This is a genomic window from Geodermatophilus sp. URMC 65, assembly GCF_053502545.1.
The window spans coordinates 1,005,282-1,029,966 of record NZ_CP199954.1 but is presented as its reverse complement, the minus strand read 5'-3'; the positions used below and the strand labels follow the sequence as shown (position 1 = coordinate 1,029,966).

Here is a 24,685-nt window from a genome sequence, read left to right as displayed (position 1 = left end):
AAGAAGAGTCAAGGAATGATGTGACGGCTGTCAAGTCCCGGCTCGACCGCTGGCAGGATCCCGGGTGTGGCCCGCGTGAAGAACCAGACGCTCCGCCGCGCCGAGCTGATCGAGGCCGCCTCCCGCGCGCTGCTCGACCGCGGCGTGGCCGGGCTGCGGTTGAAGGACGTCGCCGAGCAGGCGGGGCTGACCCCCGGGTCGGTCCTCTACTACTACGCCGACGTGGAGGAGCTGCTGACCGAGGTCTTCGGGCAGGGCACTGGGCACTACTGCGACGGCCGCGAGGAGCGGGTCGCCCGCGCCGGCGGTGTCCGCGACCGGCTGCGCGCCTGCATCGCCTCGGGGGTCCCGTACCCCGGGGAGCCCGCCGGTGCCAGCCAGGTCCTCTACGAGCTGATGCCGGTCGTCGTCCGCCACCCCCGCGGCGCCGCCCTGTACGGCGAGTTCTTCGACCGCCAGGCCGCGCTCTACGAGGGCGTGCTGGCCGACGGCGCCCGCTCCGGCGAGCTCCGCCTGACCGGCGACGCGGCCGACCTCGCCCGCGGGTTCGTGGCCCTCGAGGACGGTTTCGGCATCCTCGTCCTCACCGGTGCGGAGACCCCCGAGAGCGTCGAGCGGCGTCTCCTGGAGCACGCGCGGGTGGTCGCGGGGCTGTAGCCCACCGATCCGGCCTCGCTGCCCCGGCGGCAGCAGGTGGGGAACGGGTGCGCCGCCCGGGGAGTCCGCCGCTCCCGTCCTCCCGACGGTGGATGATCGGTGCGGGGCGCGCACGGGCGTCCCGGCAGCAGCACGACGGAGGGGGCTCATGGCCGGCCGGGGACGCATCCGAGCGGCGGACATCGCCCTGGTCCGCGAGCGGTCGCGGATCGACGAGGTCATCGGCGACCACCTGCAGCTCAAGCGGGCCGGCGGCGGCAGCCTCAAGGGGCTCTGCCCGTTCCACGACGAGAAGTCGCCGTCCTTCCACGTCACGCCCAGCCGCGGGCTCTACCACTGCTTCGGCTGCGGCGTGGGCGGTGACGTCATCCGCTTCGTGCAGGAGATGGACCACCTGTCGTTCACCGAGGCGGTCGAGCTGCTGGCCGGGCGGGCCGGCGTCGAGCTGCACTACGAGGACGACGGCGGCCGGCCCACCGGCGCCCCGGACCGCTCGCAGGCCGGGCAGCGGGCCCGGTTGGTCGCGGCCAACACGGCGGCGGCGGCCTTCTACGCCGAGCAGCTGGGCAGCCCGGAGGCCGCGCCGGCCCGGCAGTTCCTCGCCGACCGCGGCTTCGACCGGCAGGTGGCGCTGGACTTCGGCTGCGGCTTCGCCCCCGGCGGCTGGGACACGCTGACCCGCCACCTGCGCGGCAACGGCTTCACGCAGCAGGAGCTGGTGACGGCGGGGCTGGCCAAGGAGTCCAGCCGCGGCACGCTCATCGACCGCTTCCACCGCCGGCTGGTCTGGCCGATCAAGGACATCACCGGCGACGTCATCGGCTTCGGCGCCCGCAAGCTGATGGACGACGACCAGGGCCCCAAGTACCTCAACACCCCGGAGACGCCGCTCTACAAGAAGAGCAGCGTGCTCTACGGCATCGACCGGGCCAAGCGGGACATCGCCCGCCGGCACCAGGCCGTCGTCGTCGAGGGCTACACCGACGTCATGGCCTGCCACCTGGCCGGCGTCACCACCGCCGTCGCCTCCTGCGGCACCGCGTTCGGCCCCGAGCACATCGGCGTGCTCCGCCGGCTCCTCATGGACCAGGACGAGTTCCGCGGCGAGGTCATCTACACCTTCGACGGCGACGCCGCCGGGCAGGCCGCGGCGATGAAGACCTTCGCCGAGGACCAGCGCTTCGTCGGCCAGACCTTCGTCGCCGTGGAGCCCGACGGCCGCGACCCGTGCGAGCTGCGGCAGGCGCACGGCGACGCCGCCGTCCGCGACCTGGTGGGCCGCCGGACGCCGCTGATCGCGTTCGTCCTGAAGACCACGCTGGCCGGCTACGACCTCGACACCGTCGAGGGCCGGGTGGCCGCGCTGGAGAAGACCGTGCCGCTGGTCGCCCAGATCAAGGACCACGCGCTGCGCCCGGCCTACGCCCGCCAGCTGGCCGGGATGATCGGCAACACCGACGAGACCGAGGTCCAGGAGCGGGTCCGCCGGCTCACCGGGGACGGCGGCGGCCAACCCGCGCGCGGCCGGCCGCGGACGCCGAGGAAGAGCCCGGACGACGTCGCGGTCGAGGTCGAGCGCGAAGCGCTCAAGGCCGCGCTGCAGGCGCCGGAGCTGGCCGGCCCGTCGTTCGACGCCATCCCGGTCGAGGCCTACACCGACCCCGACTACGCGGCCGTCGCCGCCGCTGTCGCAGGGGCCGGCGGAGCGGCCGCCACCCGCGTCACCGGCCCGGCCTGGCTGGACGAGGTCGCCGCCCACTGCACCCGGGAGAGCGCGACCGCGCTGCTGACCGCGCTGGCCGTCGAGCCGGTGCGCTCGGTCGGCGAGGCCGACGCCGGCTACGTCAACGCGGTGCTGGCCCGGCTGGAGGAGATGCACACCGTCCGCCAGGTGGCCGCGCTCAAGGGCCGGCTGCAGCGGATGAACCCGGTCGAGGCCGGCGACGAGTACATGAAGGCGTTCGGCCAGCTCATGGCGCTGGAGCAGCAGGCGATCTCGCTGCGCAAGCGCGCGATGGGTGGGCTGGGCGCGTGAACCTGCTCGACCGCGTGCGTCAGCGGTTCACCCGGCCGCCGGAACTCGTCCGCGCGGTGGTGCTGGCCTCGTCCGACCCCGATGAGCAGTTGCTGGCCTGGGGGACGCTCGTGCGCGACGAGGGCTGGCTGGTCGCGACGTCCCGCGGGCTGCGCCGGGTGCCGGCCGACCTGGCGCTGCCGCAGGCCGGCGAGGTCGGCGTCCTGCCGTGGCACGAGGTCGGCACCGCGCGGTGGACGGCCACCGGCGACGGCGGCGGTCGCTTCGAGGTGACGCCGCTGACCGAGGTCGAGCCCGGGGTGCAGGCGCGGCTGCCGGTGGAGCGGCACGCGCTGGCCGACGCGGGGGGCCTGCCGCCCGTCGTCCGCCGGCGGGTGGACCAGACGGTCGTCGCCAGCCGGCGTGCCCCGCTGCCCGGCGGGGGAGGGGTCGTGCTCGTCGCCCGGCGGCTGCCCGGTCAGGCGGAGCGGGAGTGGACCGTCGTCTTCGACGACGACGCCGACCGCAACGACCCCACCGCGCGCGAGGTCGCCCGGCAGAAGCTGGCCGAGGCGGTCGCGGCCGACCAGCCGGACTGAAGCCGGCCGCGACCGCCCCGGCAGGGGGCCTACCGCGCCGCCCGGGCCTCAGAGCCCGCCGGAGGTGTCCGGCGGCGGCAGCGGCGTGTCCGACGCCGGGGTGGTGCCAGGGGCGGTGCGGGCCCGCGGGACCGAGCCCGGGCGAGACGCCGTCGAGCGGTCGCTGGAGCTGCCGAGGCCGACCCGGGCACGGGCCGAGTTGAGCACGCCATCGGCTCGGGCCTGCGCCATGCCGGCCAGCCCCTGCAGCTGCGGGTTGTCCTTGGCCTGCTCCCACGCCCGGCGGATCTGCTCGTAGCGTTCCGTGCCTGCCTTCGCGCCGAGCACGTACCCGGCACCGAAGCCGACGAGGAAGGACAGCTTCGCCATGGAGAACCTCCAGGTGAGACGAGGGGGACCGGACGATCACGGTAGTCGTGTTCCGGTGTGGCGCGCGACGCAGAGGGCCCTGCACAGCTGCACGGACGGCGTGGGGTAACCTCGTCCCTGCATGCGGGCCCGCCCGCCGATCCCCCGTAGCTCAATTGGCAGAGCATGCGACTGTTAATCGCAGGGTTATTGGTTCGAGTCCAATCGGGGGAGCAAAACCGCAGATCAAAGGCGTGTTAGCTCACCGAGCCTAAGAGCACGCCATGACAAACCCCTGATTTACGTCGCGGGTCCCGGCACGAACCGCTCGACCTACGACGTTGCCGTCCGCAGGCAGCGCCGCCGGATCTCGGGGTGGGGTAGTTGCGGTGGTGACCTTGCTGAAGCGGGGACGAACTGCCATCGGGCGTTGCGCCGACGGGTGTGCTGCGCTGGTCGCAGCCCACAGCCGTGCCTGGGCGCGGTGGTGGGTCAGGCCCCGCGTATCGAATCGGAGGCACGCGGGGCCGCCTGGTGTTGACCTGTTGCGCTCAACCTGATTGAGCCACAGTGCGGCAGTGAATGAGCAGACCGCCGAGCCCTCGCAGCGTCGCGGCCGGCCCTCTGCGCACGCCACCGGTGGCGCCGTCGTGCCCGATGACCTGTCGCAGCGCTTGGCCGACCTGGCGCGGGGACATGCAGCGCCAGGGCGACGCCGCCGCCGTCATGGAGGTCATCGTCTCCACGGCGGTGGCCATGGTGCCCGGCGCGGAGGAGGCCTCGATCAGCTTGACGCAGGGTCGGCGTCGGGTGGTCTCGGCGGTGGCCACCGGCGAGCTGCCCAGGCGGTTCGACGACTTGCAGGAGGAGACCCGGCAGGGGCCCTGCATGGACGCCATGTACGAGCACGAGACCATCCGCGTCGACGACCTCCCCTCGGAACGGCGCTGGCCGGAGTTGGCGCGCCGGATCCCGGAGTTGGGCGTTGCCAGCATGATGTGCTTTCAGTTGTTCGTCGCAGGCGACGACCTCGGGACGCTGAACCTGTTGGCCCGGCGGCCCGGGGCGTTCACCGACGAGTCCGAGCGCGTCGGGCTGCTGTTCGCCAGCCACGCCGCCGTCGCGGTCGCCCAAGCGCAGAAGGTGACCCACCTGAACACCGCGCTGGCCAGCCGGGACGTGATCGGCCAGGCCAAGGGCATCCTCATGGAGCGTTACAAGATCACCGCCACGCAGGCGTTCGCCCTGCTCGTCCGGGTCAGCATGGACACCAACCGCGGAGTGCACGAGGTTGCCGAGTACCTCACCGACACTGGAGTCCTGGCCACCGACCGTTGACGCGGAATGCCACCCGCTGCGCCGCCGATGGGTCGGCAAGAGCGTCGAGACAGGGGCCCTAGCACGCCGTCCTCCTGTTCATCTCCGGTCCCTGGCCTACAGCTCTCACGGCTGACACACGGTCGTCGATTCGCTCATGTGCCCTCCTCCTGAGTGCGCAGATGATTCGCACTGGGGGGACGAAGCGCCGGGGTGGCCGCCCGTGGGCGCTAGGGTCCAGCGCCACGGGCAGATGTCCACCGATCGGGTGATGGGGGGCTGCCGTGGCGCGGCCGCTGCTTCGGGGCGACCGCCTGCAGGCTGCCCGTGAGGCCATGGGGCTGAGCAGGGAAGAACTGGCCACGAAACTGGAGCTTTCCAGCCCGGCGCGCATCCGGGTCTGGGAGACGGGACTCGAGCGTCCGCGACCTCGCTTCGTCCCCCGGCTGGCGGCCGCGCTGGGCCTCGACCCGTTGCATCTTCTCGACGTGGATCCCGACGACCCACCCTTGGCAGCTCTCCGCCTGGCGGCCGGACGCGCCACGAACGAGGTGACCGCTCCGGGTCTCTCCGTCATGACGTACGTGCGCCTTGAGGACGGCCGTCCTGGCGCGGATCCCCCAGCCAGACTGATCACCGCCATAGCCGAGGTCCTGGGTGTGGACGTTCCTCGGGTGGAGGCTGCCGTCCGTCGTTCCCGCAGCGACCACGCGGCCTTGGCGTCCTTCGGCAGCTGAGCTGGAGATTTACTGGAGGAAGGGCTTGTCTCTCCGAGGGCGTGTGGTGGTAATTTCCCGCCACTCTTGACCGGAGAGGTGCCCATGGTCCGCACGACCGTGCTCTACCCAGCAGTACCTGCCGGGTCGACGAACGCCCTCCTGGCGCCCGACTCGGGCAGGACGGAGGCGCGGCAAGATGCCGGCTGGTTGCTGCTCGGAGTGCGGTCACGTTGAGCGACCGGCGGTGGGCGAGTGGCGTCCTTGCGCTAGGGGCGCTCCTGTGGGTCGCCGGATGCAGTGCTCAGAACGATCTACCGCCTCAGGCGACACCAACCACGACGCGACCAACTGTGACGTCAGAGGCCCCGACGCCGGAGGACGAAGCAGCCGAGGCCGCCGCCCAGGCCTTTGAGGGCCTGCTTCGGATCAGCGATGCGGCAAGTCGGGAGCCGAACGCCCGGGACTGGGAACCCGAGATCCGCCAGTTCGCGGCCGACCCGGCTGCGCTGCTCACCGTCCAGGCGGTGCGGGACTACGCCACCCTCGGGCTCCGGCAGGAGGGTGACTCCGCGGTCGACTTGCAGGTCGTGGGCGTCGACCTCACCGCACCGGCTGCTCCCACGGTGAAGATGACCGGCTGCTACGACAGCCAGAGCGCCCAGACAATCGACGCCGGGACCGGTGGGGTCGTACCGCCCGGAACTCCGCCTCGCTACCTCTGGGACATCACGGTCGTCCAGTTCGTGGCTGAGCCTAGGCAGCCCTGGCTGGTGACCACGCTCGAGCCCCTGACGGACCGGCCATGCTGACACGTTCCCTGAGCCTGTTCTCCGTGCTGGCCGCAGCATGCGTGCTGAGCGCCGTAATGCCCCCTGGTCTCGCTGCAGCCGATCCTCCGGTCCAGTGCTCGAAGGTCAACTCCCGTACCGGAGCTTGCCTGCTGTGGGTATCCACGTCAGCCGGCGGCGGTCAAGCTCGCGACGTCGGCGCCAGCGGCGACGCGGCTCGGCAGGTCAGCGCAGAACAGCGCAGTCGCGGTGACGCACCTCTGGACCCCTGCACGTACACGGTGGCTCAGCCGCAGCCAGCTCCGAACAGCGCGCTGTGGGAGGGGCGGTCTCCTAACGACGGCAAGATGTACGCACAGACCTGCCCACGGCCAGACGGCTTGGGCGTGACCGCGTTGCTCGTCTTCGTACCGAACGGCTCCGCACCTCCCGCGGGCCCGCCCGTGGATCCCCGTGTGCTCGCCGAGCAGGCCATCGCGTCACTCGAGATGCGCGCTCCGGTGATCCGAATGGCACCGCCCCCCGGATCGAGCAGTGGGCTGGTCGGTGTGCCGGTGTGCCGGTGTGGATGTGGACGGACTCCGAGCGGGAAACCCTAGGGCCGACCCGGCAATCGGTGTCGGCCGGCGGTGTGACGGTCACCGCCGTCGGTCAGGTAAGCCGCATCAGCTGGGACATGGGGGATGGCACCACGGTGGTCTGTGGCGCCGGGACGCCGTATACGCCCGGGGCCGATGGAGAGTCACCAGACTGCGGCCACGTCTATGCGCAGGCGTCGACCAGGCACGCGCCCGGCGGCGCGTGGCCGATCACGGCGACGAGTACGTGGACCATCACCTGGTCCGGTGGCGGCCTGTCCGGCACGGAGACGCTGGAGCTGTCGTCGTCAGCGGAGTTGGTCGTCGGCGAGCTGCACGTCCTCAACCAGGACGGTGCTAGCCGATGACGCGTACGCAGCCTCCGACCACCAAGGCGCCGGGTCCGGCCGCGGCGGTGAACGAGGCGTCCCGGGCGCCGGCGTTGCCGCCACCGCGCCGCCGTCGTCGTCCGGCGTTGCTGGCGCTGGCGTTGGCCATGGTGGTGCTCGGCGCGCTGGGTGCCGCCTACCTGGCCACGTCGCTGGGCCAGACGTCCCCGGTGATCGCGGTCGCGCGTGAGGTGCCCTGGGGGCAGACGGTCACCGCCGCCGACCTGGTGGAGGCGCGTGTGTCTGTCGATCCGGCGCTCGCGCCCATCCCGTACGCCGAACGAGATCAGGTGATCGGCCTGGTCGCCGCGAGCACGCTGACGCCGGGATCGTTGCTCACCCGCGAAGCGCTGACCGAGCAGCCGCTTCCGCCTGCCGGTCAGCAGCTGGTCGGCGTCGGGGTGTCCGCGGTCCAGCTCCCCACGACGCCGCTGCGGCCCGGGGACGACGTGCTGCTGGTCCCGGTGGCCGGCAGCGGCGGGTCGGGAGCGCCGGCCGCGGTGGGGACGCCGCGCACGGTGCCGGCCACGGTGGTGCGGTCCGGGTCGCCGGGCACCGACGGCCTGCGTGTGGTCGACGTGCTCGTCGACGCCGCCGACGGGCCGGACGTCGCGGCCCGCGCGGCGGCGGGTCTGATTGCCATCGTCGTCGTGGCCGGCGAGTAGACGAGGACGGCCACCGTGTTGATCGCGCTGTGCTCGGCCAAGGGCGCCCCCGGGGTGACCACCAGCGCGCTGGCGCTCGCGCTGTCCTGGCCGCGGCCGGTGGTGGTGGCCGAGCTCGACCCGGCCGGCGGCGACGTGCTGGCCGGCTACGGGCGGGCGGATACGGCCGCCGGCGGGCTGGCCGAGCTCGCGCTGGCCGCGCGGCGCGGCGGGCCGGCTGGGCATCTGGATGACCACCTCCTGCGGCTGGACGAGGCGGGCCGGGTGCGGCTGCTGCCCGGCCTCGGCGATCCCGCCGTCGCCCGCCACGTCGACTGGGAGCGGCTGGCCGCCGCACTGGCATCGGTGGAGCACGGCGCCGTCGACGTGCTGGCCGACTGCGGGCGGCTGCGAGCTGAGCACTTCCCGGCCGCCGTCACACGGCGGGCCGCCGCCGTGGTCGTGGTGAGCGGGTCGACGCTGCGGGCCGTGCGGGCGGCGGCGCTGGCCGTCGCCGATCAGCGCCGGGAAGGGACCGGGTCGGCCCAGGGCGCTGCAGCGGTGACGGCGCTCGTCGTGGCGCCCGGGGAGCCCTACGGCGAGAAGGAGATCGGCGAGGCGCTGGGCGTCCCAATCATCGGCGCGCTGCCGCGGGACGCCAAGGCGGCAGCGGGGCTCAGCGACGGCGCACCGGCCGGCCGACTGTTCGGCCAGTCGGCTCTGCTGCGGGCTGCCCGGTCCACGGCGGCTCGCCTGGCCGACCATGCTGCTGCGCAGCAGGCCCGGCTGACCCCGCCGACGACGCCGGCGGCGTCGGCCACGACCGTCGGGGGCGGCCGTGGCCGCTGAGCACGCGACCGGCCACACGGTGAGCGGCGGTCCTCGGGAAGGATTCGAGTCTCCGGCGCCGGTGGACTGGGTGCTGGTCCGCCGACTGCACGCGACGGCGGCGACGGCGCTGGCCGAGGAGCTCAAGCGCCGCCCGACCCTGAGCGCCGGAGCGCAACAGGAGCTGGCCCGCACCCTGATTGCCGTCGGCATCGACGAGCTGGTGCGGCAGCGAATGCGCGCCGGGCAGGCCGTGCCATCGCCTGAGGACGAGCGGACGATCGCCGAGGCGGTGTTCGCCGCCCAGTTCGGCCTGGGCCGGCTGCAGCCCTACGTCGACGACCCGGCCGTGGAGAACATCGAGGCGCACGGGCACGACAACGTGTGGATCGGCTACGCCGACGGTCGCGACGTCCGGGTCGACCCGATCGCCGATTCGGATGAGGACCTGGTCCGCCAGCTGCAGCACATCGCCGCCCGGCTGGGCCGCGCCGAGCGGACCCTGACCACGGCCAGCCCGCTGCTGACCATGCGCCTGCCCGACGGGTCCCGGCTGGCGGCAGTGATCGAGACGGTGCCCCGACCGCAGCTGGTGATCCGCCGGCACCGCATCCGCAACGTCGACCTCGACGACCTGATCGGGCTTCGCGCGATCGACCGGCCGCTGGCGGAGTTCCTGCGCGCGGCGGTGCGGGCACGCAAGAACATTGTCGTCACCGGCGCGCAGGGTGCGGGCAAGACGCTGCTGCTGCGGGCGCTGGCCAACGAGCTGCCGGTGAGCGAGAACCTGGCCACGATCGAGAAGCACTTCGAGCTGCTGCTGCACGAGCTGCCCGACCGCCATCCCCGGGTGGTGCCGTTCGAGGCCCGCGAGGGCACCGGGGAGCGCGGCCCGGACGGCCGCCGCCTGGGTGAGGTGACGCTGACCGAGCTGGTCGAGCAGTCGCTGGTGATGAACGTGTCCCGGGTGTGGCTGGGCGAGGTCCGCGGCGAGGAGGCCTGGCCGCTGATCGAGGTGATGGAGGCCGGCGAGGGCGGCTCGGCCTGCACCCTGCACGCCCGCTCGGCCCGGCACGCCTTCGAGCGCCTCGCGAACCTGTGCATGCGCGGCCGAGCGGCGGTGACCCCCGAGCACGCCTACCGGTCCTGTGCCTCCGCGGTCGACCTGGTCGTGCACATCGCCACCGTCGTCCGGCGGTCAACTTGTGCAGCGACATCACGGCCGCGGACCGTAGGAAGGCAGTCTCCAGTTCGGCTGCAGTAGCTCTCCAGTTGCTCCTCCCGACAGCCCACTGCCTGCCGCTGTCTACCGCGAAGATGCGTCGCTACTGGGTGCGGCTTCCCATACCCAAGTCATGCAGGAGCGTCGAGGTGGCCGCCGTAGATGCTGAGGCGGCCCGCGGCGCTCGGCATCAATGCTGCCCTTGCCCCCTCCGCGTCAATGGGGCCGGACGTCAGCCGCCTGGTGAGACGAAGGGAGCCGGACACGGACGCCGGAAGCTCTCGGTCGGGCTTGCCACGGTGTCCGTTCGCCGTAGTGAGCCGGTTGGGCCAGGTCACGGCGGTCGAGCTGGGGGCGCCGCCACCCGCGTCGAGGTCGAAAAGCACCGGCCGTTGTGTCAACTCCGCGGCGGTAGACAAGTGTCCGGCCCTGGATGCATGAGGTGTGTGGCACATGATCTTGGTCCATCTCCAGTAGCCACCGGGAGCAGGATGGCCCGGTGGAGCAGAGCATCAGGATCGACGTCGAGGCCCCGGTCGAGCGGGTCTGGGAGGTGCTGCGCGAAGTCGAGCGGTGGCCGGAGTGGGCGCCGACGGTGACCTCGGTGCGCCGCCTCGAGGACGGGCCGCTCGCCGTCGGGTCCCGGGCCCGGGTGGAGCAGCCCCGGATCCCCCCGACCGAGTACGTGGTGACCGAGCTCGAGCCGAGCCGCTCGTTCACCTGGGTGGCCACCGGCCCGGGCGTCCGCACCACCGCTCGGCACCTGCTCGAGGAACTCGGCACCGGCGGCACGCGCGTGACGCTGGCGGTGGAGCAGGCCGGGCCCGTGGGCGCGGTGATGGGACGGTTCTACCGCCGCCTCACCGATCGCTACCTGACCGCCGAGGCCGAGGGGATCAAGGCCAGGAGTGAAAGGCAGGTGTGAAGTCCGGCTATGCGCGCGTCAGCCGCGATGGCTGGGGACCGTCCGCGAAGGCGGCTAATCCCAAAATCCTCCGAGCCTGGGTCAGGCCGCGGGGTTGAGGATGACCGAGTAGCCGAGGGCCTGCGGTTCGCGGATGCGGTGACGGGCCTTGCGCTCGGGGTTGTTGCGTGCGGCGTAGGCCGTCGGCCAGGCCTGACCGTTATGCGGCGATGCTGTCGCAGGCCCCCCGGCGTGCCATCTCCCGCGGCGCCCATCGGGACAGACGTGCTGGCCCACCATGACGGTGCGCCGGAGGCTGAGAAGCTGCACCACTCGAACTGGCGGCCAGGACCAAATGGTCTCGATTCCGTCGGACCGCCGTGTCAGGCTCCTCGCCGCGCCACCGTCGACGGAAAACCGGGCGCGCTCACGGGGGGTACTACCTGACGCGTTCACACCTGCCTGCTCTCGCCGTGCTGACCGTGGCCCTGCTCGCCGGCTGCAGCACCGACTCTTCGTCGGTCGCCCCGTCCGAGTCGAGGGCCGAGGTCGGGGATGCGGGCCGCGTCGCGCTGGAGGACATGCCGGCTGCAGTCGACCGGCCCGCCGTCCGGGTGGCGGCGCGAGTCGCCGCCGAGAACGCGGCGGCAGCAGCCGCTGCGGTACAGCAGGCCGCCGAAGAGGCGGCCGTGGCGGAGCAGGCGGCGGCGATTGCGGCACAGCAGGCTGCCGAGGCGGCAGCGGCAGCCGCGGCACAGCGGGCCGCCGAGGAGGCGGCCGCGGCGCAGGCGGTCATCGACGCCGAGGGCGGCTGTCCCGGCGGCTGGTACTTCGACGAGGAGCTGGGGTGCGTCAACCCGGAGAACAACGGCGGGAGTGCCCCTGATGTCGAGAAGGACGACGGCTACGTCTCTTCCGACCTCGAGGTCCGCTGCTCCGACGGCACCGCGACCGTCGAGGAGTGCTTCGGGCCGGGCTCCGACCTCAACGGCAACGGCATCGCCGACGTCAACGAGTGACCCGACCGGACGCCTGACGACCGGCCTCCGTTCGTCAGGGACGGCCAGGTTGCGCGGTGTTGGTTGGGCGCCGTCGCGACGAAGTGGCGGTCGACCCGGTCCGGGGCGGGAGCAGCCTGAGGGCCGGCCCGGGGGATCGAGAACGACCATTTGCGGCGGTGGCAGCCGATGATCCCGGCCGCGCGCATCAGCCGGGCGACGCGTTTGCGTCCGACGCGCACGCCGGCGTCGGCGAGCTCGGCGTGGATCCGTGGCGCGCCGTAGACGCGGCGGTTGTCGTCGAAGGCGGTGCGGATCTGCACGGTCAGCACCTCATCGGCCAGTGCCCGCGGCGAGGGCGGGCGGGACAGCCAGGCGTAGAAGCACGAGCGGCTGACCTGCAGCAGTCGGCACAGCGCGGCGACGTCGTGGTGGGCCTTCTCCTGGTCGATGAAGGCGAACCGCGTCACCTCGTCGACTCCGTCACGAAGAAGGCCGCCGCTTTCTTCAAGATCTCACGCTCGCTCTTGAGCCTGGCGTTCTCCCGGCGCAGCCGGGTCAGCTCGGCGCGTTCCTCGGCGGTCAACGGCAGCAGCCCGCTGCTGTCGGGCTCACCTCGCTCGGCGCGGTCGGCTCTCACCCAGTTGCCCAGCGTCGTGTCGTTCATCTGCAGGTCACGAGCGATCTCAGCGACCGTCTTGCCGGTCGCCCGGACCAGCTCCACGGCCTGCTCCCGGAACTCCGGTGAGTACTTGCTCGGTCGGCCCATCAGGACCCCTTCCTCGGGCTCGAAGCCCAAGCTCAGGGTGTCCACCGAAGCGGGTCAACTCCACAGGGCCGCAGGCCCTCATGAGGTTGCGGGCAGCGCCCGGCCAGGAAGATCAGAGGCTCCGCTGGAGGGCTGCCGCGGTCAGGGGGTTGGCGGTGCCGCGGCCGAGGTAGACGTCCTGGGTCAGGCTGGGCCGGCTGTGCCCGAGGTGGTCGGCGATTGGCGGGCGGACAGGCCGGCGTCATCGAGCCGGGTGGCCACGGATGGGGCGGAAGGTGTGCGACGCGGCCCGGGGGAAGCCGGCGCGGTCCAGTGCATGGCGCAGATCACCGCGGGTGTTGTTCGGATCGCGCAGGAGACCCTTCGGGGGGAACAGCACCGGTGGGTCCGCCGCCGTGGGCAGCTGAGCCAGGCGCCGCCGACCGGAGTGCTGGCGCGCACGGAGCGGTGAGGGTCCCGCCCAGCATCGTCGCGGTTGGAGACGCCGTGAGCGGCGGCGAGCTCTTCGAAAGGGGAGTTGCTCAGCACCGACGCAGACGTCGGTGGTCATCGCACAGGCAAGACGACAGGTTGGGGGAGGGTCTTGATGACGCAAGACTCAGCCCCCTACTGTGCTGCGGGCCCGGGTCGTCCTGGTTCCGCACCGGTGTGGCCGGCTGCCTGATGACCCACTGTCCCGGCGACGCCGGGGCGAGAGCTGAGGAGTCTCATGAGCGATCACGTGTATCGGTTGAGTGAGATCGTCGGGAGCAGCCAGACGAGCGTCGACGACGCGATCCGGACCGCCATCCGCAAGGCGGCGCAGACCGTCCACAACATCGAGTGGTTCGAGACGCAGGAAATTCGTGGTCATGTGGTCGACGGCGACGTTGCCCATTTCCAGGTCACCCTCAAGTTGGGGTTCCGCGTCGACTGATCGCGCAGCTGTCCATGTGGGGAGGCAGCGTCAACGTCGGCCACAAATTTACGGCTTGGACTCGCCTCGGGACGGGCCGGTGAGCGGCTGAGAAAGGGACGGGTAGCCCGAGGGCGCTGCAAAACTGCTGCGCGAAGTTGGGGAGCGCCAGCGCTGTGTCCGCGTCGGCGGCGTCCTGCCGGCGACCGCACCGAGGGTCAGGAGAGGAAGGCCGCACCGGGACCGAGTGACGTCAACACCATGATCGCCACGAGGTCGGTGACATGACGGGCATCGGTCTACCCACAGACGAGCATCACGGACATCGCCGGTGGCTCTTGTGGTGGACTCTGCACATCAGTCGACCGTCGCCAACGACCCGAGGACGCGTCCCGGTTGGTGGTCGACGTATTTGCCTCGGGTCGACCAGCCAGCGTCCGTCGACGGTGTCGTCGGCTCACTGTCAGAGGCGGCAGCCGCGGAGCGGGACGGCACGCATCGACGCGGCGCGGGCGGCCGGTTCAGGTTGCGGGCACCTCTGCGCGGCGGACAGCGGAGCGCGTTCCCCAGCAAGGGTTCCGCCACCGTCCTGCCGGGACCGGCCGGCGTGGTCAGGCTGACCACGCCGGCCGACCGTCAACCGTGCGCTGTGGCACACCGGTGTTCGAGGAGCTCTCTGTCGAGCCGAGTGCTGTGGACCCCCAGGTCACGCAGGATCTGTCGACCGATGCCGTGATCGTGGCCCCCGTCGTCGATCGTGACTGAGAGCTGGTCATCGGCTTCCTGGTGAGGTTCCGCGACGAGCTCGGGGATGAGGCCAGCCTCCTCCTGACCCCTCCGGAGATAGACGACGATGCCTCGGCCCTCGTCGGCGACGCTGGTCAGGGCCGACTGGAGGCGTCCGCCACAGCCACAGCGTGCAGAGCCGAGGATGTCACCGGTGAGGCACTCCCGGTGTACGCGCACGAGGACGTCCTCGCCGTCGCCGATCTCCCCGTGCACCAGCGCCAGGTGCTCACTGCCGTCGACGCGGCTGCGGTAGCCCACGGCGGTGAACCGGCCGGCGGCCAGCGGCATGATGGCCTCCGCGCTCCGCTCGACCAGCTGCTCGAACCGCATGCGGTACGCCACGAGGTCGCCGATGGCGACCAGCCGCAGGCCGTGCTCACGGGCGAACAGCTCGACCTCCGGACCGTGGGCCATGCCCCTCGGGTCGGTCGTGCTGACGAGCTGGCACAGCGCGCTCGAGGGTCTCAGGCCGGCGAGCCCCGCGAGGTCGACCGCTGCCTCCGCGTGTCCACGGTGGCCGAGCACGCCGTCCGACCGCACCCGGAGAGGCACGACGTGGCCCGGTCGCGTCAGGTCCGCAGGCTCGGTCTCCGGGGCGGCCAGCAGCCGGATAGTCCTCGCCCTGTCCACCGCCGAGATGCCGGTGCCCACCCCGACGCGGGCGTCGACCGCCACGCACTGTGCCGCACCAGCACGGTCCTGGCTGGTCCGGATCATGAGCGGGAGGTCGAGGCGGTCGGCGTCGTCCTCGGTGACGGCGACGCAGACGAAGCCCGAGGTGTGCCGGACCATGAACGACATCAGCTCCGGGGTGGCGAGCTCCGAGGCGACGACGAGGTCACCCCGCCCCTCGTCGTCGACGACGACGGCCGGCCGTCCCGCGGCGAGTTCGGACAGTGCCGCGCGTACCCGCTCGAACGGGCCGGCGCCGACCGGCACACGGCCCTCCCTGGAAATCCGGCGTGTCAGCACAGCCGCATCCCCGCCGTGGCGGACATGCCGTCGCGTCGGGACGGGGCGCAGTCCGGCATCGGCGGTCACAGCGCCACGCCGGCGAGGACCATCACCCGCGGTTCGGTGTAGTCCTCCATGGCCGACCGGACGCCCTCCCGTCCGATCCCCGAGTCCTTGACCCCGCCGTAGGGCATCTGCTCGGCGCGGAAGGTGGGCACGTCCCCCACGATCACGCCTCCGACCTCGAGCTCGCGGTGGGCGCGGAAGGCGACGCTGATGTCGCGGGTGAACACCCCCGCCTGCAGTCCGAACCGTGAGTCGTCGACGCGGCGGAGCCCGTCGTCGACCCCGTCGACCGGGGCGACCACCAGGACCGGGCCGAACACCTCGTCGCAGGCCACCGCCGACTCGGGCGCGACGTCGGCGAGGACGGTCGGCGCGAGGACGTTGCCGGATCGGGAGCCTCCGGTCAGCACCTGGGCGCCGGCCTGCACCGCGTCCTCGACCCAGGACGCAACCCGGTTGGCAGCGGCCTCGTCGATGAGCGGACCGACGTCGGTGGCCTCGGCCCACGGATCCCCGACCGCGAGCTCACCGACGGCGTCGACCAGCAGCTCGACGAACCGCGGGTACAGCGACCGGTCGACGAACACCCGCTGCACCGCGATGCACGACTGTCCGCCCTGGTAGTTGGCGCACAGCGCCACGCGCCGCGCGGCGGCGGCCAGCTCGTCCTCGCCGGCCCAGTCCGGGCAGACCAGCACCGCGGCGTTGCCGCCCAGCTCGAGCGCCACGTGCTTGCGGGGCACCGAGTCCCGGATGCTCCACCCCACCGGCACAGATCCGGTGAACGAGACGACGGGGAGCCGGGGGTCGGCCACCAGTTTGGGCGCTTCCTCGTTGGGAACGGTCAACACCGCGAACGCTCCTGCGGGCAGGTCGCACTCACCGACCAGCTCGGCGAGGAGCAGCGCGCTCAACGGCGTCTTCGGCGCCGGCTTCAGGACGATCGGTGCACCGACCGCCAACGCCGGGGCCACCTTGTGCGCCACGAGATTCAGCGGGAAGTTGAACGGGGTGATGCCCAGCACCGGCCCACGGGGGACGCGGCGCACGAGTGCGATCCGCCCGGTCGACGCGGGGTCCGTGTCGAGCCGCTGCAGCTCTCCCGACCAGCGCACGGCCTCCTCGGCGGCCCAGCGAAAGGTCACCGCCGCCCGTTCCACCTCGGTCCGGGCCCACCGGATCGGCTTGCCGCTCTCCACGGTGATGGTCGAGGCGAACTCGTCGATGCGGTCGAGCATGCGGGCGGCGATGTGCCGGAGGGCGTCGGCACGGCGGAACGCGGGCAGGGCGGCCAGCTCGCGGCGGACCGCCCACGCCGCGGCCACGGCGCGCTCGACGTCCTCGGCCGTGGCGTGCGAGACGGTGGCGACGACGTCCCCCGAGTAGGGGTTGCGCACCGGGAATGAGTCCGACCCGCCGACCGGCTCGCCACACACCCACGAGCCGGGTGTCACCGATGCCACTGGTGCAGGCGTCGTCACGGTGTCCACGTCGACCTCCGCGGTGTGTCGTCAAGTGATGGGTACATGGCTGTCCTCCAGGGGGTCAGAGCGGCCGGTGACGGGGCGCGTCGGGCCGGCTGCCCGGGCGCTCGCAGATCGCGGGTGGGCCGGGGTGTGTACTCGGGTCGGATACCGACTCGGCGGATGGGTCGACCGGCCTGCTCCGACTCGCGGATCAGGTCGTCATGGGGCGACGGCGCTGGTGCGCCCGCAACCGTGGTCGCGCTGGCGGCTTACCGTGAGATCGGCAGACCGGCGAGCACCGCCTGTCGACTCGCACGGACGTGCTCGCGCATGACCCTCTCCGCGCTGTCGCCGTCCTTGGCGGTGATCAGTTCGACCACCCGGTGGTGCTCCTGGTCGGACTGTGCAGGACGACCGGGCTGGCTCAGCGACGTGGTGACCAGGCGCGAGTAGGCGAGCTGGTTCATGAGGATCCGGTAGTGGGCCTCGAGCTTGCGATTGTCCGAGCCGGTGATGAGGAGGTCGTGGAACTCCTGCACGAGCTCGGCGTAGCGAACTCTGTCGTCCTGCGCCACTGCGTCGTCCTCCTCGCGGAGGTTCTCTTCCAGACGGTCGAGTTCGGGCACGCGACCGCGCTGGGCTAGAAGGCGTGCGGCAGCGCCCTCGAGCAGTTCCTTCATCTCGAACAGCTCGGTGATCTCGCGACGGGAAGGCGTGGTCACAAAGGTCCCCACGCGCGGACGGATCTCGACCAGGCCCTCGGTCTGCAGCTGCTTGAGCGCCTCGCGGACGGGGGTGCGACTGACGCCGAACTCCTCGGCGAGCGTCAGCTCCGAGAGGTTGACGTCGGCTCCGATCTCTCCGCTGATGATGCGCCGACGCATCTCGGCGATGACCCGGCCCTGCATATTCAGGCCGTTGCCGTTTCCCGTCAGCCCCTGAGTCATGGATCCACTTTCCTCGGTGGGTGTCGTCGTCACCCCAGTGGGGTCAGCGCTCCGCTGTCGAAGAACTGCCCGGCGCTGTACACCATGGGGCTACGGTCACTCACCTGGGCCTCCACCACACGGCAGATGAACACTGTGTGAGTGCTGGCCTGCAGGCGCTCGCGGATCTGCACCTCCATCTGCGCGCTGCTGCGGTCGATGTAGGGGCTGCCGAACGGTCCGGGTCGCCAGTCGAGCTCGGCGAACTTGTCGGTCGACTTCGTCGCGAAGCGCTTCACGACGTCGAGCTGATCGGTCGAGAGGATGTTGATGGCCAGGTGGTCAGCCCGGAACAGGCAGTCGTGCGTCGAGGACGTGCGCTGGACGCAGACCATCACCGTCGGCGGTTCGAGCGAGACGCTGGCGAAGGCGTTGACGGCCAGGCCCCTCGGGGCGTCCCCGTCCATCGTGGTCACCACGGTGACACCGGTGACGAACTGTCGGTTCACCTGCTTCATCAGGTCGGGGGCGAGTGTGGCGGGCGTGCCGGTCATGGGTGGTCTCCTTCGTTGGTCGACGTACTCGTCAGCCGTCCTGCCCGACGCTGATGATGCCGAGCGCGGACAGCAGGGCACGGGGGTCCCAGGTGACGAACTCCTCGACGACCCGGTCGTCCTGATAGCGGGCGAACGTCGCGCCGCCCACCGTGACCTGACGGTGTGTCGGCGGCACCCCGAGGAACGGGCCGTCGTGACGCCCGCTGCTGTGCCAGCGCAGCGCGACACGGTCGCCGTCGACGAGGATCTCGTCGATGGTGGTGATCAGGTCCGGGAAGGCCGAGCGGGTGGCGATGATGGACGCCTTGAACTCGGCGAGGTCCTGCCCCTCGTCGGCGGCATCGGCGCGCCGGCGGTAGTCGGGACTGAGCACCGCGTCCAGTGCGTCCACGTCACCGTGGTCCCAGGCGGCGGCCCAGGCGTCCGTGATCAGCTTTCGACGCTCGTCGGCGGTGGACATGGGGGTCTCCTGTCTGGGATGTGTGGGAATGGGCGGAGGGGTCACGGAGCGGATCGGTCGGTGGGCTGCCGCTCGGCGGCCGAGCCGTCGGAGGTCTCCTCGGAGAGCTGCTCCGTCTGCGCGACCGGCCGAGGAGGGGGAACAGGTCCCGTGGCCGCGACGATCGCCGCCGCGGCTGCACGTCGGTCGTTCGTGAGTTCCCGCCAGAACGCCACCGCCAGGCCGGCGATGATGACCAGGAAGGGTGCTGAGGTCACGATGACCGTGTTCTGCAGGGCGCTGAGGCCGCCTCCCAGCATCAGGACGATCGCGGTGGCACCGGTGAGCGATCCCCACAGGATGAGCACGGGGCGCCGGGGGTTCAGGGATCCGCCCGAGGTCAACATGCTCAGGACGTAGGTGTTGGCGTCCGCTCCGGACACGAAGAACATCACGACGAGGATGATCGCGACGACCGACGTGACCGTGGCCAGCGGGAAGTTCTGCAAGGTCGCGAAGAAGGCGCTGTTGATGTCCGCCGCGGTCTGTTCGGCGATCGTGCCGCCCTGGAACATGTCGACGTGGATGGCCGTGCCGCCGAAGACGGTGAACCAGGTGAAGAACACGATGCTGGGGACCACGAGGACACCGGTGATGAATCCGCGGATGGTGCGGCCGCGGGAGATGCGGGCCAGGAAGACGCCGACGAAGGCGCCCCAGGACACCCACCAGGCCATCATGAAGTAGGTCCACCACTGCATCCACTCAAGCCCGCCGAAGGCGGTGCCCTGCAGGCTCATCCGGAAGAAGTCCGACAGGTAGGTGCCGACGGACTCGATGTAGAGGTTGGCGACGAAGGCCGCGGGACCGACCACCAGGATGAACACGAACAGGGCTATGGCGAGCCCCGCGCTGCCCTGGCTGAGGTACTTGATGCCCTTGCTGACCCCGGTCACGGCCGAGAGGGTGAAGATCGCGGTGACCGCGGCGATGATCAGGACCTGGGTGACCGAGGTCACCGGGACGCCGAACAGTGAGCTGAGGCCGTTGTTCACCTGGAGCGCACCGAGCCCCAGGGACGTGGTGGTGCCGAAGAGCGTGGCGAACACCGCGAGGATGTCGATCGCCTTGCCCACGGGGCCGTTGACCCGCTCGCCGAGCAGCGGCACGAACAGCTGGCTCACCAGCGTGCGGCGGCCCTTGCGGTAGGTGCTGTACGCGATGGCCAGGCCGAAGATCGCGAAGATCGCCCAGGCCTGCAGACCCCAGTCGAAGTAGGCGTACTGCATCGCGCGGATGGCGGCCTCCGGGGTCCCCGGTTCCGCGAGGTCGTGCGGTGGTGTGGCGAAGTGGGAGATCGGCTCCGCAACGCCGTAGGAGATCAGGCCGATGCCCATCACCGCGCTGAGGATCATCGCGAACCAGGTCAGCGTGGAGAACTCCGGGCGGTCGGTGTCCTTGCCCAGTCGGATGTCACCGGCAGGGCTGAAGGCCAGGAAGACCAGGAACACGAGCAGGCACAGCGTCACCACGAGGTAGGCCCACCCGAAGGTGGAAGTCAGCCAGTTGAGGGACGACGTGGTGACCGTCGCCAGGTTCTCGGTGAACAGGGCCCCCCACGCCACGAAGACCGCGGAGATGCCGACCGACGTCCAGAAGACCGACCCGAGCCTTCCCTTGTCGGTGGGGTCGGGTTGGCCGTCGACCGGCAACGTGGAGAGGTCCGGTGCCGGCGCGGGCGTGTTCGCGTCCTGGGGCACACGCTGCCCGAGGTGACTGGACATGGGGCTCCTTGGGGGCTGAAACGACACTCGCTCGGTTCAGAACGGCCCTTGCCAGCCGCTCCTTGTATGCCAGAGCACGTTAAGGGCATCACATTGGCATGTCAACGGCCTTCGTCCGTCGAGGTGGGAATCCGAGGTCCAGCGCGAGCCGCAAGCGGGGTCGCTCTTTCTCTTTGCGCTGCTCAGGCCCCTATAAACCGGCCACGTCAACCGAGTGCTCAGGCTCGGTGGCGGACCGCTACGGGTCTGAGAAGAGGCAACTCTTGACGCCATCACCGCGCCGGATCTACCGTCTGTGGCATGCAAGAAGCAGATGGCGGTGGAGTGATGACCGCCAACACGAACCGTGGCCATCAACACACCGATCGCCGTCCCGTCCCTGCGGACCGGATCGCAGAGGCGCGAGATGCCCGGGTGACGAGTCCGGTTCACGTCGGCATCCGAAAGGTGGTGCTGTACCGCGAGACTCTCTTGTCAGAGGGCGGCCGGGAGCCGACCCGCAGCAGTGAGCGCGCCACCGCGGCCGCCGTCCTCGCCAATCCGTGGGTCGACACCGACCCGACGACCGATCTCACGCCCGAGGTCGCGGTCGTCGCGCCCGTACTGGCCAGGCTGCTGACCGACAGGCTGATCGAGGCCCTGGGTGGCATTGACCGGATCGAGGCGTTCGGTAAGGCGGCCATCGTGGGCACCGCCGGCGAGATCGAGCATGCCGGAGCGCTCATCCACACGCCCTACTTCGGCAACCTGATGCGTGACTTCCTGGGCGGCGAGTCGATCATCTGCTTCGCCGACACCCGCGCCGAGGCAGGGGAGACGCTCGTCGTCCCCATGTGGCACAAGACGCTCCCGGCGACGCGCAGCCACTACCAGACCATCACCGCGCGCGTCTCCGACGCCCCGCGAGCGGACGAGATCGTCGTCATCGCCGCAGCCTCCACCGGCCCCCGCCCGCACGCCCGCATCGGGGACCGCACCACCGACCCCGTCATCACCGCCGAGAACTTGGAGAGGTACCAGTCGTGAGCGTTCGCAAGATCGTGACCATCGTCGAGGAGATCCGCACCGAGGGCGGCCGTGAGGTCTTCCCCGTCGCGCGCGTGGCCGTCGTCGCCGCCGTGATCGACAACCCCTGGGCCAGCCAGGGGTTCGTCGAGGACCTCCAGCCCGGTATCGAGGCGAATGCATCTGATCTGGGCGCCCTGCTGGCGCCTCAGGTGCTGGAGGCACTGGGTGCCCCGGCCGAGGCCTACGGCAAGGCCGCGGTCGTCGGGCTCGACGGGGAGATCGAGCACGGGTCCGCGCTCATCCACACCCTCAAGTTCGGGGACCACTTCCGGAAGGCGGCCAACGCGACGACGCTGCTGCCCGCCGTCGAGAAGCGGGGCCCCGCCGGAGTTGCCTTCGACATCCCGCTGAAGCACGTCACCGACGCCACCATCCGGTCACACCACCAGACGATCGAGGTCCGCGTCGCCGATGCGCCGCACCCGGGCGAGCTGGTGATCGCCCTTGCTGCCGCCGCCCAGGGGCGACCGCAGCAACGGCTGGCCGCTCTGTCGACCGAGCAGTGAGCCGCTGTCATGGCGAAGCCCAGACTGGTCCTGCTGCACGGAGTGGGCCTCGACCACTCCATGTGGACGCCGGTCGCGACCCTGCTCCAAGAGGACTTCGAGGTGCTGGCCCTGGACCTGCCCGGGCACGGCGGTCGGGGCCCGGCTCCGGATGGCATCACGCTCGGTGACCTCGCCGAGGCGGTCGCCGGATCGGTGGAGCCGGGGTCGCACCTGGTCGGGTTCTCCCTGGGCGCGCTGGTGGCCCAACACCTGGCGCGGCACCGGCCCGACCTCGTGGCCACGCTCACCTCGGTGAGTTCGGTGTGCCGGCGCACAGAGGATGAGCGGGCGGCGGTCCTCAGCCGCCTGGCCACGGCCGCCGCGGACTTCCCCGCCAGCGTGGCGGCGTCGCTGCAGCGTTGGTACGAGGGGACCGGTGTGGATCCGGAGCTGGTGCGCCGGACCGAGGCGACGTTGCTGGCCAACGACGTCCCGTCCTACCTGAACTGCTACCGGGTGTTCGCCACGGCCGACGCGGAGATCGCCCTCGAGCTGCCGCGGATCACGGTTCCGGCGCTCGCGGTCACCGGTCAGGACGACCCGGGCTCCACCCCGGAGATGACCCACCGGCTGGCCGCCGCGATGCCGAACTGCCGGGCGGTCGTCGTCCCCGGCGCACGTCACATGCTGCCGGTCCAGCGGCCGCAGGACCTCGTCACCTGTCTGACCACGTTCCTGGGAGAGAGGGCTCATGTCTGACCTCAAGCAGTACGAGCACTACATCGGCGGCGAGTGGGTGGCGCCGTCGGCCGGTGAGTACTTCGAGAGCACCAACCCCGCCACCCGCACGCCGCTGTACACCGCGGCCCGAGGCGACGCCGCCGACGTGTCCCGGGCGGTCCAGGCCGCCCAGGCGGCGTTCGAGGACCCGCGGTGGCGGGACCTCAGTCAGACCAAGCGAGGCCGCCTCCTGCGCCGTCTCGGGGACCTGATCGGTGAGCACGCCGACGAGCTGGCCCGGATGGAGACCGAGGACAACGGCAAGCTGCTGCGCGAGATGCGGGCGCAGATGGCGACGCTGCCGGAGTACTACTTCTACTACGCCGGACTGGCGGACAAGATTCAGGGCGACGTCATCCCCACCTCGGATCGCCGGATCCTGAACTACACGACGCGGGAGCCGCTGGGTGTCGTGGGAGCCATCACCCCGTGGAACTCGCCGATGACCCTCACGACGAGCAAGCTGGCCCCGGCGCTGTGCGCGGGCAACACCGTCGTGATCAAGCCCTCGGAGTACACCTCGGCCACCGTGCTCAAGCTGGCCGAACTGGTCGACCTCGCGGGATTCCCCCCGGGCACGGTCAACATCGTGACCGGCTTCGGCCCCGAGGCCGGGCAGGCGCTGGTCGACCACCCCGCGCTGGCCAAGATATCCTTCACCGGCAGCACCGGCACGGGGGCGAGGATCGCCGCGAGCACGGCCGCCCGCTTCATCGGCTCCACCCTCGAGCTCGGTGGGAAGTCGCCCAACATCGTCTTCGCCGACGCCAACGTCGCCAACGCGGCCATGGGCGTCGTGGCGGGCATCTTCGCCGCCGCGGGCCAGACCTGCATCGCCGGCAGCCGGGTCTTCGCGCACAAGGCGGTCTACGACGAACTGCTCGAGCGCGTCACCGAGCGGGCGCGCAGCATCCGCATCGGCGACCCGCTCGAGGACACCACCGAGCTCGGCCCGCTGGCCTTCGCCGACCAGCGGGACAAGGTGGCCGGATACGTGGACCTGGGCCGCAGCGAAGGCGCTCGGGTGCTGACCGGCGGGCGCCCCACCGACGGCGGCCTCGGCGGCTACTTCTACGAGCCCACCGTGCTGGTCGACGTGGACAACTCCATGCGCGTCGTCCGCGAGGAAATCTTCGGCCCGGTGGCGGCGATCATGCCGTTCGACAGCGAGGACGAGGTCGTCCGCCTGGCCAACGACACCGAGTACGGCCTCGCCGCCGGCGTCTGGACCTCCGATCTCGGGCGGGCCCACCGGATGGCGGCACGCCTCGAGGCCGGGACGATCTGGGTCAACACCTACCGGGCCATGTCCCCGATGTCACCGCGCCAGGGGTTCAAGAACAGCGGCGTCGGAGTCGAGCACGGCATGGAGACGATCCGGGAGTACACCCGCCTGAAGAGCGTCTGGGTCAACACCAGCGAGGAGCCGGTGGCCGACCCGTTCATCATGCGGAGCTGACCGTGCCCCTGATCGAGGTGACGCTGGGCGCCGGTCGGAGCCCGGACCAGATCCGCGCCATGATCCACGAGGTGCACGAGGCCGTGGCAAGGACGGTCGACGCCCGGTCCGACCACATCCGGGTCATCGTGCGGGAGGTCCCGCGCGACCACTGGGCCACCGGGGACGTGACCCTCAGCGAGATGGACGCACGCCAGCCGACTCAGTCGGCGACCTGAACGCCCCCTGACCAACCGACCG

27 protein-coding genes and 1 tRNA gene are annotated in these 24,685 nt (G+C 71.3%); 19 read left to right on the top strand and 9 right to left on the bottom strand.

What is annotated here, in order from left to right; translation table 11 throughout:
* Window positions 1–66 precede the first annotated feature (66 nt).
* From ACWIX7_RS04760 to ACWIX7_RS04750, 3 genes are all read left to right on the top strand, one after another.
* Window positions 67–657, top strand: a complete 591-nt coding sequence (locus ACWIX7_RS04760; protein WP_448620415.1) for a TetR/AcrR family transcriptional regulator — start codon at window positions 67–69, stop codon at window positions 655–657.
* A gap of 148 nt (window positions 658–805) precedes the next feature.
* Complete coding sequence (gene dnaG, locus ACWIX7_RS04755; RefSeq protein ID WP_448620414.1) at window positions 806–2,692, top strand: DNA primase; 1,887 nt, start codon at window positions 806–808, stop codon at window positions 2,690–2,692.
* Window positions 2,689–3,270, top strand: a complete 582-nt coding sequence (locus ACWIX7_RS04750) for a hypothetical protein (RefSeq protein WP_448620413.1) — start codon at window positions 2,689–2,691, stop codon at window positions 3,268–3,270. The genes dnaG and ACWIX7_RS04750 overlap by 4 nt, the downstream gene beginning before the upstream one ends.
* A 48-nt stretch (window positions 3,271–3,318) precedes the next feature.
* Here the strand turns inward: ACWIX7_RS04750 and ACWIX7_RS04745 are convergent, their stop codons facing one another.
* Entirely contained in the window at window positions 3,319–3,639 is a 321-nt protein-coding gene (locus ACWIX7_RS04745) for a hypothetical protein (RefSeq protein WP_448620412.1), read from the bottom strand.
* Between the two features lie 140 nt (window positions 3,640–3,779).
* On the opposite strand from ACWIX7_RS04745, the gene ACWIX7_RS04740 reads away from it, so the two are divergent.
* The 10 genes from ACWIX7_RS04740 (at window position 3,780) to ACWIX7_RS04695 (ending at window position 12,026) form a co-directional block, all read left to right on the top strand.
* A tRNA-Asn gene (locus ACWIX7_RS04740) sits at window positions 3,780–3,852 on the top strand.
* A gap of 423 nt (window positions 3,853–4,275) precedes the next feature.
* A complete protein-coding gene (locus tag ACWIX7_RS04735) occupies window positions 4,276–4,956 on the top strand; it encodes a GAF and ANTAR domain-containing protein (RefSeq protein WP_448620411.1) in 681 nt (226 codons plus the stop codon).
* 263 nt (window positions 4,957–5,219) lie between these two features.
* Window positions 5,220–5,672, top strand: a complete 453-nt coding sequence (locus ACWIX7_RS04730) for a helix-turn-helix domain-containing protein (RefSeq protein WP_448620410.1) — start codon at window positions 5,220–5,222, stop codon at window positions 5,670–5,672.
* A 332-nt stretch (window positions 5,673–6,004) separates the two neighbouring features.
* Entirely contained in the window at window positions 6,005–6,463 is a 459-nt protein-coding gene (locus tag ACWIX7_RS04725; protein ID WP_448620409.1) for a hypothetical protein, read from the top strand.
* 535 nt (window positions 6,464–6,998) lie between these two features.
* The gene (locus tag ACWIX7_RS04720) at window positions 6,999–7,388 is read left to right on the top strand and encodes a hypothetical protein (RefSeq protein WP_448620408.1); all 390 of its coding nucleotides are present in this window, start codon (window positions 6,999–7,001) and stop codon (window positions 7,386–7,388) included.
* A complete protein-coding gene (locus ACWIX7_RS04715) occupies window positions 7,385–8,074 on the top strand; it encodes an SAF domain-containing protein (protein ID WP_448620407.1) in 690 nt (229 codons plus the stop codon). The genes ACWIX7_RS04720 and ACWIX7_RS04715 overlap by 4 nt, the downstream gene beginning before the upstream one ends.
* A 15-nt stretch (window positions 8,075–8,089) precedes the next feature.
* Window positions 8,090–8,902: a hypothetical protein gene (locus ACWIX7_RS04710; protein WP_448620406.1), complete on the top strand. Its 813-nt coding sequence runs from the start codon at window positions 8,090–8,092 to the stop codon at window positions 8,900–8,902.
* Between the two features lie 70 nt (window positions 8,903–8,972).
* On the top strand, window positions 8,973–10,145 hold the full coding sequence (locus ACWIX7_RS04705; protein ID WP_448620405.1) for a CpaF family protein: 1,173 nt from the start codon (window positions 8,973–8,975) through the stop codon (window positions 10,143–10,145).
* Window positions 10,146–10,602: 457 nt separating this feature from the next.
* Window positions 10,603–11,028, top strand: coding sequence for an SRPBCC family protein (locus ACWIX7_RS04700; RefSeq protein ID WP_448620404.1), 426 nt, complete (start codon window positions 10,603–10,605; stop codon window positions 11,026–11,028).
* A gap of 452 nt (window positions 11,029–11,480) precedes the next feature.
* Window positions 11,481–12,026 (top strand): hypothetical protein, encoded by a 546-nt coding sequence (locus ACWIX7_RS04695; protein ID WP_448620403.1) that lies wholly within the window; start codon window positions 11,481–11,483, stop codon window positions 12,024–12,026.
* Here the strand turns inward: ACWIX7_RS04695 and ACWIX7_RS04690 are convergent.
* Together ACWIX7_RS04690 and ACWIX7_RS04685 are read right to left on the bottom strand one after the other, a co-directional pair.
* Window positions 11,912–12,475: an IS3 family transposase gene (locus ACWIX7_RS04690; protein WP_448620402.1), complete on the bottom strand. Its 564-nt coding sequence runs from the start codon at window positions 12,473–12,475 to the stop codon at window positions 11,912–11,914. The genes ACWIX7_RS04695 and ACWIX7_RS04690 overlap by 115 nt on opposite strands.
* On the bottom strand, window positions 12,472–12,819 hold the full coding sequence (locus ACWIX7_RS04685; protein WP_448620401.1) for a transposase: 348 nt from the start codon (window positions 12,817–12,819) through the stop codon (window positions 12,472–12,474). Before ACWIX7_RS04685 ends, ACWIX7_RS04690 begins: the two co-directional genes overlap by 4 nt.
* Before the next feature lie 664 nt (window positions 12,820–13,483).
* On the opposite strand from ACWIX7_RS04685, the gene ACWIX7_RS04680 reads away from it, so the two are divergent.
* A complete protein-coding gene (locus ACWIX7_RS04680) occupies window positions 13,484–13,690 on the top strand; it encodes a dodecin (RefSeq protein WP_448620400.1) in 207 nt (68 codons plus the stop codon).
* A 615-nt stretch (window positions 13,691–14,305) separates the two neighbouring features.
* Here ACWIX7_RS04680 and ACWIX7_RS04675 read toward each other — a convergent pair.
* The 6 genes from ACWIX7_RS04675 to ACWIX7_RS04650 all read right to left on the bottom strand — a co-directional run bounded on the left by ACWIX7_RS04675 (window position 14,306) and on the right by ACWIX7_RS04650 (window position 20,650).
* Complete coding sequence (locus tag ACWIX7_RS04675; protein WP_448620399.1) at window positions 14,306–15,397, bottom strand: 3,4-dihydroxy-2-butanone-4-phosphate synthase; 1,092 nt, start codon at window positions 15,395–15,397, stop codon at window positions 14,306–14,308.
* Window positions 15,398–15,495: 98 nt separating this feature from the next.
* Window positions 15,496–16,875 (bottom strand): aldehyde dehydrogenase family protein, encoded by a 1,380-nt coding sequence (locus tag ACWIX7_RS04670; RefSeq protein ID WP_448620398.1) that lies wholly within the window; start codon window positions 16,873–16,875, stop codon window positions 15,496–15,498.
* A 338-nt stretch (window positions 16,876–17,213) separates the two neighbouring features.
* Window positions 17,214–17,924, bottom strand: coding sequence for a GntR family transcriptional regulator (locus tag ACWIX7_RS04665; RefSeq protein ID WP_448620397.1), 711 nt, complete (start codon window positions 17,922–17,924; stop codon window positions 17,214–17,216).
* On the bottom strand, window positions 17,921–18,424 hold the full coding sequence (locus tag ACWIX7_RS04660; RefSeq protein WP_448620396.1) for a flavin reductase family protein: 504 nt from the start codon (window positions 18,422–18,424) through the stop codon (window positions 17,921–17,923). Before ACWIX7_RS04660 ends, ACWIX7_RS04665 begins: the two co-directional genes overlap by 4 nt.
* Window positions 18,425–18,455: 31 nt before the next feature.
* Window positions 18,456–18,887, bottom strand: coding sequence for an ester cyclase (locus ACWIX7_RS04655; protein ID WP_448620395.1), 432 nt, complete (start codon window positions 18,885–18,887; stop codon window positions 18,456–18,458).
* Between the two features lie 41 nt (window positions 18,888–18,928).
* Window positions 18,929–20,650 (bottom strand): BCCT family transporter, encoded by a 1,722-nt coding sequence (locus ACWIX7_RS04650; RefSeq protein WP_448620394.1) that lies wholly within the window; start codon window positions 20,648–20,650, stop codon window positions 18,929–18,931.
* 300 nt (window positions 20,651–20,950) lie between these two features.
* Between ACWIX7_RS04650 and ACWIX7_RS04645 the strand changes: the two genes are divergently transcribed.
* From ACWIX7_RS04645 to ACWIX7_RS04625, 5 genes are read left to right on the top strand one after another with little or no spacing between them, the layout of a single operon-like run.
* Window positions 20,951–21,676: an amino acid synthesis family protein gene (locus ACWIX7_RS04645; protein ID WP_448620393.1), complete on the top strand. Its 726-nt coding sequence runs from the start codon at window positions 20,951–20,953 to the stop codon at window positions 21,674–21,676.
* Window positions 21,673–22,224, top strand: a complete 552-nt coding sequence (locus ACWIX7_RS04640; RefSeq protein ID WP_448620392.1) for an amino acid synthesis family protein — start codon at window positions 21,673–21,675, stop codon at window positions 22,222–22,224. The genes ACWIX7_RS04645 and ACWIX7_RS04640 overlap by 4 nt, the downstream gene beginning before the upstream one ends.
* A gap of 9 nt (window positions 22,225–22,233) precedes the next feature.
* Window positions 22,234–22,965 carry an alpha/beta fold hydrolase gene (locus tag ACWIX7_RS04635; protein ID WP_448620391.1) on the top strand — a complete coding sequence of 244 codons (732 nt, stop codon included), beginning with the start codon at window positions 22,234–22,236 and terminating at the stop codon, window positions 22,963–22,965.
* Entirely contained in the window at window positions 22,958–24,445 is a 1,488-nt protein-coding gene (locus ACWIX7_RS04630) for an aldehyde dehydrogenase (protein ID WP_448620390.1), read from the top strand. The genes ACWIX7_RS04635 and ACWIX7_RS04630 overlap by 8 nt, the downstream gene beginning before the upstream one ends.
* Before the next feature lie 2 nt (window positions 24,446–24,447).
* Window positions 24,448–24,663, top strand: coding sequence for a tautomerase family protein (locus tag ACWIX7_RS04625; RefSeq protein ID WP_448620389.1), 216 nt, complete (start codon window positions 24,448–24,450; stop codon window positions 24,661–24,663).
* Window positions 24,664–24,685: the final 22 nt, after the last annotated feature.